This window comes from Flavobacterium labens (assembly GCF_048286755.1).
GTDB lineage: Bacteria > Bacteroidota > Bacteroidia > Flavobacteriales > Flavobacteriaceae > Flavobacterium.
Genome location: NZ_JBLVPL010000001.1, coordinates 1,128,375 through 1,144,417, shown reverse-complemented (window position 1 = coordinate 1,144,417; position 16,043 = coordinate 1,128,375). Strand labels below are relative to the sequence as shown.

The 16,043-nt window shown below is 35.4% G+C and carries 7 protein-coding genes; 4 read left to right on the top strand and 3 right to left on the bottom strand.

Annotated elements, in window-relative coordinates:
* Positions 1-28: 28 nt before the first annotated feature.
* The 4 genes from ACNQF8_RS05005 to bioB all read left to right on the top strand — a co-directional run bounded on the left by ACNQF8_RS05005 (position 29) and on the right by bioB (position 5,015).
* Positions 29-2,071 (top strand): M43 family zinc metalloprotease, encoded by a 2,043-nt coding sequence (locus ACNQF8_RS05005; protein ID WP_417951047.1) that lies wholly within the window; start codon positions 29-31, stop codon positions 2,069-2,071.
* A 97-nt stretch (positions 2,072-2,168) separates the two neighbouring features.
* Complete coding sequence (locus tag ACNQF8_RS05000; RefSeq protein WP_417951046.1) at positions 2,169-3,098, top strand: bifunctional riboflavin kinase/FAD synthetase; 930 nt, start codon at positions 2,169-2,171, stop codon at positions 3,096-3,098.
* 116 nt (positions 3,099-3,214) lie between these two features.
* Positions 3,215-3,670 carry a hypothetical protein gene (locus ACNQF8_RS04995; RefSeq protein WP_315205291.1) on the top strand — a complete coding sequence of 152 codons (456 nt, stop codon included), beginning with the start codon at positions 3,215-3,217 and terminating at the stop codon, positions 3,668-3,670.
* Positions 3,671-3,929: 259 nt separating this feature from the next.
* Positions 3,930-5,015 carry a biotin synthase BioB gene (bioB, locus tag ACNQF8_RS04990; RefSeq protein ID WP_091172407.1) on the top strand — a complete coding sequence of 362 codons (1,086 nt, stop codon included), beginning with the start codon at positions 3,930-3,932 and terminating at the stop codon, positions 5,013-5,015.
* A gap of 65 nt (positions 5,016-5,080) precedes the next feature.
* Here bioB and ACNQF8_RS04985 read toward each other — a convergent pair whose 3' ends face one another.
* The 3 genes from ACNQF8_RS04985 to ACNQF8_RS04975 all read right to left on the bottom strand — a co-directional run bounded on the left by ACNQF8_RS04985 (position 5,081) and on the right by ACNQF8_RS04975 (position 15,967).
* Positions 5,081-8,938, bottom strand: a complete 3,858-nt coding sequence (locus ACNQF8_RS04985; RefSeq protein WP_417952984.1) for a T9SS sorting signal type C domain-containing protein — start codon at positions 8,936-8,938, stop codon at positions 5,081-5,083.
* Between the two features lie 230 nt (positions 8,939-9,168).
* Entirely contained in the window at positions 9,169-12,489 is a 3,321-nt protein-coding gene (locus ACNQF8_RS04980) for a T9SS sorting signal type C domain-containing protein (protein ID WP_417952983.1), read from the bottom strand.
* A gap of 187 nt (positions 12,490-12,676) precedes the next feature.
* The gene (locus tag ACNQF8_RS04975) at positions 12,677-15,967 is read right to left on the bottom strand and encodes a T9SS sorting signal type C domain-containing protein (protein ID WP_417951043.1); all 3,291 of its coding nucleotides are present in this window, start codon (positions 15,965-15,967) and stop codon (positions 12,677-12,679) included.
* Between the last annotated feature and the right edge of the window lie 76 nt (positions 15,968-16,043).

Here is a 16,043-nt window from a genome sequence, read left to right as displayed (position 1 = left end):
TTTAGATAAAAATCAACAAACTTATAACATGAAAAAAATTACTTTTATACTCCTACTCTCCCTTTTTTTTTCAGTCAATTATTCGTTTGCTCAAGTAAACAATTCAACTGAGGTCGTCCTTTTTGGTAAAAAGAAAATCATCAAAGAAGGTTCTCTAATTCGTTGTGCAACTACAGAATACGAAGAATATTTGAAGTCCAAAAACCCAAATAGACTGTCGACTTCCGAATTTGAACAATGGATTGCCCCAAAAATTACAATTGAAAAAGAAAAAAGAAAAAACACCCCTAAAGGATTAAGACAAAACGCTGTCATAACAATTCCAGTTGTAGTTCACGTTATTCACAATGGAAATCTAATAGGTTCCGAGGAAAACATATTTGACCAACAAGTAATCTCGCAAATACAGGTACTAAACGAGGATTTTAGAAAAAAATCAGGGACTCCGGGTTTTAATACCCATCCAGTAGGAGCCGATGTTGAAATTGAATTCGCTTTGGCAAAACGGGATCCATCCGGGATTTTATCAAATGGAATAAACCGTGTAGACTTAGGACAAGAAAGCTGGTCAACTGATGAAATTGATGCCATTGTAAAACCCCAGACACAATGGAATCCTGAAAAATATCTTAACATTTGGGTAGTTAAATTCACAGGGAACAATCTTTTAGGATATGCACAATTTCCAAACGCATCCGGATTACCGGGAATAAATCCAAATGAAGGTCCAGCTAATACCGATGGTGTGGTTATTGGTTATGCCTTTTTTGGCTCATCAAGCTACTTTCCAGGAGGAACATACGTAACCGATTACGACAAAGGCAGAACTGCCTCACACGAAGTAGGACATTGGCTCGGACTAAGGCACATTTGGGGAGATGGAGGTTGTGACGTAGATGATTTTTGCTTGGACACTCCAAATGCAGGAAAAGAAAATGAAGGATGCCCTGTAGGGGTTGATTCCTGTCCAGCATCTCCAGGACTTGACATGATAGAAAACTACATGGACTACACGAATGATGCCTGTATGAACATATTTACAGCAGACCAAAAAACCCGTATGATAACCGTTATGAACAATTCCACAAGAAGAGTTTCGTTAAAAACTTCTGATGCGCTTGTTCCAGGAGTCACTTTTGCCAATGATGCCTCGACTATGATTGTAACTCTAAATATTAACTGTAGTAAAAATTTCTCGCCAGTCATAAAAATTACAAATAAAGGAACCTCACCTTTAACACAAGCGTCCATACAATATGGCATTGATAATCAAAACTTACAAACTTATAACTGGACTGGTAATCTTGCTAATAATCAATCACAAGACATTACTTTAAGCAGCTTAACAACAACAATAGGAAATCATAATTTTAGTTCCGCCATAATCGGTGTCAATAGCACAACTGATCAAAACACTTCTAATAACAGTAGTACAATTAATTTTGATATTGCAAACAATGTCAACTACTCGTCTAATACCATAAATTTCTCCCTGCAACTAGACCATTACGGCACAGAAACTACGTGGAAACTAACAAATACAGCTGGAGTCATATTGTACGAAGGCGGACCCTACACTGATACTGGTAATGAAACCGGGCCACTTCCAGCACTAATAACCACTAGTTTTAACCTTCCTAGTAACGACTGTTACACTTTTTCGATATTTGATAGTCAAGACGACGGTATTTGTTGTGAATTCGGAGCAGGATCTTATGTTTTGAACACTCCGTCAGGTGAAGTTATTGCTTCAGGAGATGGGTTTGGAGCTGGTGATACAACTAAGTTCAGCATCAATTCATTATCAACAAATGAGGTTAAAAACTTAAATTCAGTTTATCTCTATCCAAATCCCACATCTAATCTATTGAACATAGTTGTTGAAAACAAATTGGATTCTCCAGAGGCTTACACTATTATCAACAGCTTAGGTCAAATTATAAAATCGAAAAAAATCGAATCACAACAAGACCTTAGTGTCAATGTTTCCCATTTAAGACAGGGTATTTATTTTTTAAAATTATCGAAAAATCAATCCGAAACAAATACAATTCGGTTTATTAAAAAATAAAACCATGAAATGAACTAAAAAAGGATTGAAGTTTTCAATCCTTTTTTAGTTATATCGATTGGATACCTTAAATTTGCACTATTATAAAACACTTGCTTTGAAGATTTTCCATTCTATAAACGATTTCAGCTCCACAAAAAAAACGATTCTAACCTTAGGCACTTTTGACGGAGTACATATTGGGCATAAAAAAATCCTAAAAAAAATAACCCAAAACACTGAAAATCAGAAATACGAAAGCTTAGTCCTTACTTTTTTTCCGCATCCCAGAATGGTATTACAGGAACATTCTGATATAAAACTACTCAATACTATAGACGAAAAAATAGATTTGCTCGAAAAGATTGGCATTGAAAACCTTGTTATACATCCTTTTGACGAAGCTTTTTCGAGACTAACCGCCGAAGAGTTTGTGAGTAACATTCTTGTTGATCGATTTCATATCCAAAAAATAATTATTGGTCACGACCATCGATTTGGAAGAAATCGAACAGCAAACATAGATGACCTTATCGCTTATGGAAAAGAATATGGTTTTGAAGTAGAGCAAATATCAGTTCAAGAAATCAATGACATTTCGGTAAGTTCTACAAAAATCAGAAATGCCATATTAGAAGGAGATATGGCTTTGGCCAATGATTATTTAGGATACGATTACTTCCTAACCGGAAGTATTGTCAAAGGAAAACAACTAGGAAGAACAATTGGTTTTCCTACTGCCAACTTAAAAATCGAAGAAAGCTACAAACTGATTCCGCAAAACGGAGTTTATATTGTAAAAAGTATAATTGATGGACAAAGCGTTTTTGGCATGATGAACATTGGATTCAATCCTACTGTTGACGGACAAAAACAGACTATTGAAATTCATTACTTTAATTTTAATGCTGATTTATACAATCAAAAAATCAGTGTTTCAATACTGCAGAGGATTCGTTCAGAACAAAAATTTGAATCTGTAGAGCTCCTAAAAGAACAACTTGAAAAAGACAAAAAAAAATCACTTAGCTACTTGAATACATTTTAATTCTGAATAAAAATCTTTTATTTTTTCATAAAACATTGGTGTTTTTTCTGTAAATTTGAATATACTACACTGTTTCTCATATTAAGGAGTAATTTTTAAATTTTAAAACTGGCCATATGAAACTACCGAAAGAATTATTAAACGGATTTATTATAGTACTAGGAATTGGAATCTATTTCTTAATCATGGAGCTTTTAGGTCTAGCTGACATTTACGTCCTTCGTGTTTTTAACGTGCTTTTTATTTTTTATGGCACGAATAGAACCCTTAAATCTAATTTTGCAGAGGGAAAAACTAACTTAGCAAGTAACTCTGTATCCGCATTAGCAACATCTTTAATAGGCGTTATCTTGAGCATTGCAGCCTTAGTTGCGTATAGTTTTGCAAAAGGAGGAGAAAAATATATTGGATCATTATCTAAAACCTTCTTGTTTGGCGGTGAACCCTCTGTAATGACGTATTCAATCTCTTTGTTATTTGAAGGAATTAGCTCAGCAATAATAGTAACTTTCATGTTACTTTTATATTGGGATACCCGATATTCCTCTGACAAACATGGAAACAAATCTTAAAAAAAATTATTGTTAGCACATAATCTTTATAGCACCTCGGTCACAATTAATAAATTCTCACACGCCGTTCAGATGGTAAATACTAAACTGTGAATAACAGAAGAGGAACATTATACATCAAAAATTATGTATACACTAATCCTGTGATTTTTATAATGCGATACCTCAACTAAAATAGTACTTAAATTCCTTTTCAATCGTATTGCGTTGCTTCTTTAGAACAATTTAACTACTTTTGGTGCATCAAAAAATCGCATCGATGAGTATTACAAAACACAATTGGACGAAAGACGAAATTATCGCAATATATAATAAACCTATGATGGATTTGCTTTACGAAGCTGCCTCTATTCATAGAGAACATCATGATCCTAACGTAGTTCAGGTTTCTACTTTACTTTCTATAAAAACAGGTGGATGTCCTGAGGATTGCGGCTATTGCCCACAAGCAGCCCGTTACCATACTGAAATTGAAGGAAATGATTTAATGTCAGTTAGCCAAGTAAAAGCACAAGCTTTACGTGCAAAATCAAGCGGATCATCCCGTGTATGTATGGGAGCAGCTTGGAGAAACGTAAAAGACGGCCCTGAATTTGACCAAGTACTTGAAATGGTTCGTACCATAAACAAACTGGACATGGAAGTGTGCTGTACTCTTGGAATGATTACTGAAAACCAAGCACACCGATTGGCAGAAGCAGGTTTATATGCCTACAACCACAATTTAGATACTTCAGAAGAATACTATAAAGAAGTGATTTCAACACGCGGATTTGAAGACCGTTTGCAAACGATAGAGAATGTTCGTAAAACGAATGTTACTGTTTGTAGCGGAGGAATTATAGGAATGGGAGAAAGTATCGAAGACAGAGCAGGAATGCTTGTAGCACTTTCTACATTGAATCCACAACCTGAATCTGTGCCAATAAATGCATTGGTAGCTGTTGAAGGAACTCCGATGGAAGAAGAAAAACCGGTAGAAATCTGGGAAATGATTCGAATGGTAGCCACTACGAGAATCATCATGCCAGAAACTCAAGTGCGTTTATCAGCCGGAAGAATGAATATGAGCCGTGAAGGTCAAGCTATGTGTTTCTTTGCTGGTGCCAATTCTATTTTTGCCGGAGATAAATTGCTTACCACGCCAAATCCTGATGTAAATGAAGACATGAAAATGTTTGAAATGTTAGGGTTAAATCCACAGAAACCATTTACAAAAGTTTCTCAGCCACAAACTGTTGAAGCCGAAGATTCACAATTTGCACCATTGGGCGAAAAACCAAAATGGTCAAGACCAGGTCATACTATTGAAAGAAATCTTGAAGCATCTGGTAAAGAAAAATAAATATCGATTACAAATTAACATACAAACCATCTGTTTTGAGCAGGTGGTTTTTTTATGCCTTTATTTTAATAAACTACCTTTCTCACAACCGAATGGCCATTTTGCAAAATTATATTAATCAAAAATACTTGATGATTTGAAACCAAATCTAGCAATGAAAAATCAATGTCATTGATATTATTTCTCTCATATATTTTCCTTCCCGCCAAATCATATATTGAAATTTCATCAATAAATTCTTTAGTAGAATTCACCTGTAATTGTTTGCTTTCATTGAACACTAAAACTGATTCCTTATCCTTTTCAAGTTCATTCAAAGCTAAATTTTTATCGGTAAAACGCAATACAAAACGATCATTAAAAGACCCCGAAACTGTATTAAAAGTATAATTTTCATTCTTTAAATTAACAATCCTATTATTAGATTTATCTTCAACAAAAACATTTTGAAGTGCTAATAATTCATCAACCTGATCGATTTTAATTGTAAAAGCACCCGCTATCGTAGTAGTAAAACCTAATCTAACTTCGTCAGTTTCTTTAAATGGCAAAGCCCTGCCTTGAATTGCCAAATTCTTATCTTGAATAATACTGTAAAAATCTAAATATTCATTGCCATTAAAACTTTCTCCATCAAAAGAATTATCAAAATCATCAGTCGCCCCAGTTGCATAACCCAATAAAATTTGTTTAAAAGCGCCTTCATTATTATATAAATCTAGCCAAATACGATGCTTTTCAATCTCTTTTGTTTTTGCTTTTTTGATTGTATTTAATTTAAAAAAACTGGAGTTCTGTCCAATCAATCGCATACTATTATTGAATTTTGCAATTCCACCACCATTGATAGCAGTGACAAAAAAAGCTTGAGCAGAAGCAATTTTACCGTCTGGCATAGTATTATTAACTCCAGAACTTAAGGATGCACTCGTGCCAACGCCTCCCAATGAATTATAAACCGCATAATCATCCGAAGTATACAAATTATTACTAATTGCTGTATTATGTGTCCAGAAGTAAATCGTTCCGTCTAAAATTCCATTATTTTCATTTATAAATAAATTGGCGTCAATTGCTGAAGGATATGGATTACCGATAAGATTTGAAGTATCAGTCATCCCAATTGGAATTGACACCAATCCGTTGTTTGGAACACCATCAAAAACTGCTTCATGATATGCTGTAACTGTATTTGAAAAAGATTCCGGACCACGGATAATATACCCTTTACCTACCGTCATTGCAGTTGTTGAAAGCTCATTAAACCATGAATCTAATGAGGCATCAAAAGAATAAAACTTATCCAGAGATGTATTGGGAGATACATCAATCAATTTTTGATTTAAAACCGGAGAGGACCAATACGTATAATCTGTTTTAAGGATTGGTGTCGTTTTTCTTTTTAGCTGAATAATTCCTGTATTGTTGACCTGATCCTCGGATTGATAAAGCGCCGCATTGTTTTCTAAAATCAACGTGCCTAATCCCGAATAATCAAAAACTAATCCCAAAGTATTTCCATCTGGAACAGTAACTGTATTTCCCGCACTGATTGAACAAGAACAGGAATTTACAGAAGCAAGTGAGGCATAGTTACCATTAAAAATTAATGTTTTTTCAACAGAAGGCAACCCATTACTCCATGTAATCCCGTTCCAAACAGAACTATTTGTGCACAATTTAAGTCGGGCCACACGATGCTTTGTTATCCCAGAAACAGAGTTAAAACTTCCTCCAATAATTATTTTATTATTTGGCGTAAAACAAGTGCTAAACAACGTACCATTTAAATTTACTGAAAAAGTAGTATCATAAACTCCCGAAGAAAGTAATCTCAACATTCGTTTTACAGCAATTCCATTATAAGTGCCAGAGAAAGTTCCGCCAAGTAAAACCCGATCATCCGGTTGAACCAAAATAGTTCTAATCTCTCCATTACTAAAACCTGCTCCTGATGCAAAAGTAGTATCCAGACTCCCGTTACTATTCAGCCTAAGGATTCTTTTTGCGGAAGCGCCTGCATAGTTTAAAAATGTTCCTCCAACAATTAATTTATTATCAGACTGTAAGGCCATTGAATATACATTTTTGTCAAAACCGATACCAACAGAAAAACCGGAATCAATGCTTCCATCAGTATTCAAACGAATCATTCGATTATAAGAAACACCATTAAAAGTAGCAAAACGTCCCCCTAAAACTATTTTTCCATCCGGCTGCAACAAAACCGCTTCTACTATAGCATCCGCTCCTACGCCTGTATTGAAAGTGAGATCAAGAATTCCATCGGGTAATAACCGGGCAATTCTATTTACTAGAATCCCATTATAACTTGTGAAATTTCCAGCAATAATTATTTTTCCATCTGACTGTAATGCGAGTGCATAAATTTGATTATTTGAACCTAATCCGGTGATAAATGTTGGATCTAAAAGCCCGTCAGGAAGAATTCTGGTTATTCTGTTTACAATTACACCATTGTACGTTGTAAAAGCTCCTGCTAAAACCATTTTATTATCCGTTTGTATAATTGCACTTCTAATAGTATTATTTGCGCCAGCACCAGACATATTAAATGAAGAATCAATAGAACCATCCTCAGACAAACGTGAAATTCTGTTACAAATAGTTCCGTTGAACTTAGTGAAATTACCAAATGCCATTGTTTTGTTATATGATAAGGAAAGTACCTTCAAAACTGAATTATCAAAACCTACTCCAGCAGTAAGATACCCAATATCTAAAGCTCCAACAGGGTCAATTTTAGCCAATCGTCCTTGATTTTGTGAATCAAATATGGAGAAAGAACCTCCAACATACCATGATCCGTCAGCTGCATTAGCAACATCCAGAACTGATGCAGAAAATGGGCCTGCACCAATATCAAATATTGGGTCTAAAACTCCATTAGAGCTCAAACACGTTAACCGATTTACATCTATTCCGTTATAAGTTCCGGTGAAAGATCCTCCAACCATAATAGCTCCAACCGAATTCAGTTTAATAACCGCAACAACACCAGTATTAAATCCTAAACCTGAAACAAAACTGGCATCAACAGAACCATCTATATTTAGGCGAACTATTTTATTTGCTGTAATTCCGTTATAGGTTACAAAATCCCCGCCTGCAATAATTTTCCCATCAGGTTGTAAAGCAAGAGCTGACACACTAGCACTAAAACCCGAGCCAATCACAAATGAAGCATCGGCACTCCCATCCGCATTTAATCTAATTATTTTACTGTTACTAATTCCATTGAAAGAATCAAATGAACCTGCTAAAATTATCTTGCCATCAGGCTGAAGTTGGACTTCTTCTACTACTCCATTAGCGGCTAATCCTGTGGTAAAGCCAGCATCTAAATTCCCGTTAGGTAAAATACGGGCTACTCGATTAGCTGTAATTCCGTTGTATTTCGTGAAACTCCCTACAATAACCACACTACCATTAGTTTGTAAAGCTAATCCATATACTATTCCACTACTAGCAGCTATTGATGTATTGAATGTAGTATCAATGGATCCATCACTATTCAATCGAATTAATCGGTTTGAACTTATTCCATTAAAGGTTGTAAAAGAGCCTCCTAAAATTATCTTGCCGTCAGATTGTATTAAAGAACAATACACTTTACCATTAAAACTTGTACCTAGATTAAAGGAAGTATCTTTAGACCCATCTTGAAATAACCTACATAAATACGGTGTCACTGCACCATTAAAATTCAAATAGTCACCTCCTACAATCAATTTACCATCAGTTTGCAAAGAGACCGTTCTGACTGTATTATCAAAACCATCCCCTTGTAAACCATCATCATAAACATTAAATGTTGCATCTGACTTTCCTTGTTGAGAATAAGCTTTATTTTGAAACAAAAGACCAAATACTATAGCAAAGTAAACTAATATTGTTTTCAAATTTAGATTGGATTTAGGCTGCTATTATGAATCGTAATACTACTCATAATTTCAACTTTGATTAATAACATCTATAAATGTAAAGACAATGATTAATTTACACAATACCCATATTTAGTGATATTTAGCCTAAAACACGTTTGTTTTTAACTTAAACAACATAAAAAAACCCATCCTTAACAAAATAAGGATGGGTCTTAAAATACTGTTATGAAATCATTATAATGTTTCTAATAAATGACTTTTTTAGAGATTACATTTCCATTGGTCAATATTACTTTGACTATTACTATTTGTTTATTCAAAGTACTATTTGAAATGCTAAGTTCATTACTGTTTATCGCTTCTTTATCAAATACTTTTCTTCCAAGTAAATCAAAAACTGTGATGCGTTTTATACTTTCGAGTTCTGATTTTATTTTTAAGTCATTTTTATCTTTTGAAATTAAAACCGAATTATCAAATCCACCAACTTTGTTCGTTCCTAACGTTTTTTGTGTAAAACGCAATACAAAACGATTATTAAATGTTCCTTTTTGTGTTTCAAAATTATAAGCTCCTTCTTTAAGATTTTTAACACTATTAGTCATTTTATCTTCAATAAAAACATCTTCAGAAGCTAATATCCCATCCACTTTATCAATACTTATTGAAAAAGCACCTTCAATAGTAGAACTATAGCCCAATGCTACCTCATCGTTTTTATCAAATGGCAATGCTCTTCCTTGTATTGTCAAGTTTTTGTCATCATTGATGCTATAAAAATCTACAAACTCATTCCCATCAAAACTCTGCCCATCATAAGCCTTATCGAATCCATTAGTAGCATTTGTAACATAGCCAACTAGCATTTGCTTAAAAGCGCCTTGTGTGTTAGTTAAATTAAGCCAAATACGGTGTTTATCGACTGAGTTAGTCACTTTTGACTTTGTATTATTTGTCTTAAAAAACTGAGAATTATTCAGTCCTAAAGCACCACCAGACACGCGCATACCATTGTTGAATACCGCTGTACCAGCAGCTATACCTGTTGCAAAAAAAGCTTGTCCTGCTGCAATTTTCCCCGATGGAATTACCCCTCCCAAGTAAGCGGGTAATGTTGCCGTACCCCCAACACCGTTATAAGAAGCATAGTCATTAGAAGTGTAATTATAGATTGCATCACCAGGAATAGCATTACTTGGCGGTGAATTATGTGTCCAAAAATAAAGTGTCCCATCTAAAATTAAATTATTCGCCGCTAAAAACAAGTCAGCATCTATAGCCGAAGGATATGGATTCCCTATAAGATTCGATGTTTCAGAACTTATAAACGGAATTGGAATTCCAATAACACCGTTATTTGGACGTCCTGTAAAAGTAGCTTCGTGTATCCCAGATGGCGGATTAGGAGCAGGGAAAAACTGAGGGCCTCGAATAATATATCCTCTTCCTACCTCCATTAAATTTGCCGTATTCTCTTGTTGCCAAGTATCTGTACTTGCATTAAAGGAAAAAAACTTATCAAACAATGTATTAGGAGATACATTTAATAGTCTTTGATTAAAAACAGGAGAAGACCAGTACGTATAGTCAAATTTGCTGATAATATTTGTTCGACGTTTGTATTGTATATTCCCAACGTTCAATGCACTATTATTATCCTGAACCAAACTTGCATTGTTCTCAAATATTAAGGCAGCACTACCTGAAACTGAAACTCCATTAGTGATAAATAAGGTTCTATTCTCTCTAATTGTAACGGCTGCAGTCCCTGTCACTAAACAAGAGCAACCTACTAAATCAACATTCTGATTAAAATTTCCTTCAAAAATAATTTGTTCTGAAATTATTGGTGGTAAACCAGTTGACCACGCTGTTCCATTCCATCTATTTATCTTAGAAGTAATTGTTACTGCATTTGATAAAACTGGTAAAGTTGATGCACAAGCTGCATTAGAAATCATTCTTACTGTAATCACATCGTTATTTAAAAGCGTTGTCGAAGTATATGTAGGATTGGTAGCTCCCAGTATATCAACTCCACCATTTTGCCATTGGTAGGTAGGTATTCCTCCGTTTGTTGGTGTTGCGGTAAATGTCACACTCGTCCCTGGACAAATTATACCAGATGGAGATGCAATGATACTTACGCCAGGAGCAAGATTTGCATTAACTGTTATTGTTCCTATCGCATTCACTGTACCACAGCCTCCTAATAAAGGAATACTATAATTAAATAAACCTGATTCAGTGGGAGTTCCACTAATTGTAATTATATTTCCTGACCAAACCGCGTTTACTCCGGCAGGAAGACCATTAGCTCCTGAAAGACCATTATTAGCAATTCCTGTAGCGCCTACTGTTGTATGATTAATATTTGACATTAGCGACCCAATACATACAATAGGATTCGAAGATGCCACACTAACGGTTTTGTTTGAAGTTACAACTATAGTACCTGTAGCATTTAAAGCTGTTCCACATCCACCAGTTAATGGAATACTATAATTGAACGTTCCTGACACAGTAGGAGTTCCGCTAATTGTAATTGAATTTGCTGCCCAAGCTGCGCTTACTCCTGCTGGAAGTCCATTAGCCCCCGAAATGCCATTATTAGCAATTCCTGTAGCTCCAGTAGTTGTATGTGTAATCTGAGGTAAAGGTGTACTAACGCATACTGTAGGCGAAACCGAAGGAGTTCCAACAGAATTAGAGCCCACTACAGCTCTAGCAACCGTTGAATAGGAAATACAAGAGCCCGAAATTGTATTCAATATAACAACTCTATAATAAGTAGTGCTTGTTATTGCTGGTGGGTCATAAGTAGCACTAACACTATTGATTCCAGTCCACGTAGTACCGTTAATACTTGCCTCCCAGCGAAGTATTCTTCCTGAAAAACCGCTAGCAGTTATAGGAGCGGGATTAAAACCTGAACATGAAACTTGATCACTATTAACTACTCCTCCATAATTAGTGGTACATATTTGCGTATTATTATTCGAAGTACAAACTGTACCTGACTCTATGCACGTACTCGTATTTATAACAGGACACCCGCCAGAAGCACAATTGAAATCCCCTTGGAAGTCTAAATTACCAGCGGATAACGTTCCACCTGTACCCCCAACAGTGTTACCATTTTTTCCATAAATGGTTCCGGTAACTATTAAAACTGCACCAGGTTGTAAAAAATATTGAATATTATTATTAGCAGCATCCCCTAAATTTCCTATAATGGTAAGCGTGGTGTTAGCTGCAATATTGAAAACATTTCCATTTGACGTACTAGTGATAACTAAATTTCCGTTGATAGTAAGGTTATTAACATTGAAATTTAAGATGTTATTCGCTCCAGAGTAATTAATTGATACATTTCCAACAAAGGTACTATTAGTCGTTACCAACGAGGAATTACAAGTGCCAATCCCTGCTATACTACTCCAATTTTGGCTTGAACTTATATTATAAGATCCGGTTGCAGGACATTGTGCATAAAGAGAGGTAAAGCAAAAGAAAGTTGTAGTTACGAAAATTAAATAAAAGTATTTATGTAAAAGTATTTTCATAATAGTAATTCATCAATTTGGGTTCAAAATATATTATTATTGTAGGTTATTCAAACCTATTAAAATAAATTAAAGAGACACAATAAAATCGTCAACAGACCTTTTTATTCGTTAAAAAGCTGTTTTACAAAACCTTAAAATACCACCATTCATAACAAATTATTAAAATTATACCGTTTAAGCTATTTTAAAATATAATTTTCTTAGAAACTGTTTGACCATTTTGCAATACAACTTTTATAATTAAAGCTTGTTCAATGGAGGATAAATTAGATATTATCTGTTCATTATTTCCAACACTTATCTTTCTGTATATTTGTTTTCCAAGAAGGTCAAAAATTAAAACTTTATCAATTGTTTCATTTGGAGAGTCAATTTTTATCTGTTTATTTTTGACAGAAATTATAATTTTATTATCTGCTGATTCAAAATCTCCTGTACCCAAAGTTTTATCTACATAACGCAAAACAAAACGATCGTTAAAAGACCCTGCTTTTGTTGAAAAATTATATGCTCCTTCTTTAAGGTTTTTAATTGTATTGGTTGTTTTATCTTCAATAAAAACATCTTCAGAAGCTAATATTCCATCCACTTGATCAATACTTATCGAAAATACACCTTCAATTGTAGAACTATAGCCCAATGCTACCTCATCGTTTTTATCAAATGGCAATGTTCTTCCTTGTATTGTCAAATTTTTATCGTCATTGATGCTATAAAAATCTATAAACTCATTCCCATCAAAACTCTGCCCATCAAAAGCCTTATCTAATCCATTAGTAGCATTTGTAACATAACCAAGCAAAGTTTGTTTGAAAGCTCCTTGTGTGTTAGTCAAATTAAGCCAAATACGGTGTTTATCGACTGAGTTAGTCACTTTTGACTTTGTATTATTTGTCTTAAAAAACTGAGAATTATTCAGTCCTAAAGCACCACCAGACACGCGCATACCATTGTTGAATACCGCTGTACCAGCAGCTATACCTGTTGCAAAAAAAGCTTGTCCTGCTGCAATTTTCCCCGATGGAGTTACCCCTCCGCTCAATGCAGGTAATGTTGCCGTACCCCCAACACCGTTATAAGAAGCATAGTCATTAGAAGTATAGTTATAGGTTGCATCACCAGGAATAGCATTACTTGGCGGTGAGTTATGTGTCCAAAAATAAAGTGTCCCATCTAAAATTAAATTATTCGCCGCTAAGAACAAGTCAGCATCTATAGCCGAAGGATATGGATTCCCTAAAAGATTTGATGTTTCAGAACTTATAAACGGAATTGCAATTCCAATAACACCGTTATTTGGACGCCCCGTAAAAGTAGCTTCGTGTATCCCAGATGGCGGATTTGGCGAAGGGAAAAATTGGGGACCTCGAATAATGTACCCCTTCCCCGGTAACATTGAATTAGCCGTACTCTCTTGTTGCCATGTATCTGTACTTGCATTAAAGGAAAAAAACTTGTCAAACAATGTATTAGGAGACACGTCCAATAGTCTTTGATTAAAAACAGGAGAAGACCAGTACGTATAGTCAAACTTATTAATTATAGTAGTCTTGCGTTTGTATTGTATATTCCCAACGTTCAATGCACTATTATTATCCTGAACCAAACTTGCATTATTCTCAAGAGTCAGAACTCCTCCTCCTACTACTTGAACTTCATTAGTAATAAACAATGTCCGGTTTTCTCTAATTGTAACAGCTGCACTTCCGGTAACTATACAAGAACAGCCTACTAAATCCACATCCTGATTAAAATTTCCTGAAAAAACAATTTTTTGTGTGCTTGTTGGAAGTGATCCAGTTGACCATGCAGTTCCATTCCATGTATCAGTTACAATGGGATTTATCACCACATTATTTGAAGCCAAAGATGTACAAGTGCTATTTGAAACCGTAAAAGTATAAGTTGTCCCCGCTACCAAGCCTGCAACAGTTGTCTTACCTCCACCCGTACCTGTTAATCCTGTCAAGCCCACAGTATTTGGACTAGCAATAATGGACCAAGTACCTGTTGACGGCAAACTATTCAAAGTTACGCTTCCCGTAGCGGAAGCACAATCAGGATGAATAATATCCATTAGCAAAAATGTTGGCGCAGTTGGTAATTCAATTACAGTAAGGGTTCCTGTACTTGTAGCACTTCCATAAACATTAGTAACACGCACCAATCCACTGGTACCAGATGAAGCGACAGTAGCGGTGATACTCGTGCTTGAATTTACAGTAAAAGATGAAACCGCTATATTATTTACCGTAACATTAGTTACTGCTATAAAATTAGTTCCTATTATTGTAAAAGTCGAACCTTGGCAAACTGAAATTGGTGAAAATGAGGTTATTGTAGGCGGAGCTGTAACTCTTATTAGATAATCCTCAGCTTGTCCCCAATCATTCCCACTAAAACAAGTATTATTAGAATTTGCAACAGCGTATGTTTTCATAACCCGCATTTTAGTATTACCAATGATAGCTGTAACCGGTACAGATATATTAGCTGTAGCAAATTTAGAATCAACTCCTGTAGAGTTAGTAATTGTTCCTAAATCATATATTTCATTAGTCGCATTTCCAAAAACACCATTTTGATCCCAATCAATATATACTTTTATAAATTCCGTAAAATTACCATCAGTATTCCCTTTTACAGAAATAACATTTGACACTGACCCTTGAACAACAGAGCCAGTGACACAGAAGCTTTCCAAACTAAGTCCTCCCAATGCATTAGTAGTGTTATTATTAATGCCAGCAAACGTAACATTAGTTATTGGCTCTACACCATTATTAAAATTAGGCAAACAATACGATTGAAAAGTAGATGTATAGGTAATTTCTATTCGACCGTTACCGCCATCACCTCCAGATCTATTCCCGCCAGTGTTACCTCTTTCGCCGCCGCCGCCGCCGCCACCTGGGGCAACTCCATTTCCTCCATTTCCATTTGAAACTCCAGCACCACCAATACCACCGTTAGGCGCAGCACCCCCATTACCGCCAGTGTTGCCTCCTCCAATGGCTCCATTTGCGCCAGAAGTATTTACTGTGCCTCCAGAAGCAGTTCCGCCTATACCCGAAATAGTTCCGCCATTACGATTTCCGCCAGTACCACCATTAGCAGCTAAACCTAAACCAATAATAGTTGTATTTCCTCCATTTGTTCCATCATTAGTGCTTCCTACACCACCAGTACCAACAACATAGGCTATATTTTGACCCGCTGACACTGTAAAAGTTCCCATGGAATATCCTCCAGCTCCTCCTCCATCACCACTATCACCAGCGTTTCGAGAACCTCCTCCTGCTCCTCCTGCTCCCCAAGCTCTTACTGTTATAGAAGTTACATCACAAGGAACCACAAAAGTACCTGCACCAGTAGTATTCACTGTCACTGTTTGCGCGTTAGAAAATTGAGTGATTAAAAAAAATAAAACGGTAAAAATTATTTTTGACATTGGGGTATGTAAAGCTTTATTCATGTGGTATTATTTGTAAATTCAATTGTTTAAATACGGCATTAAAGAACCATATTACAGTGTGTATGTATCGAAAAAC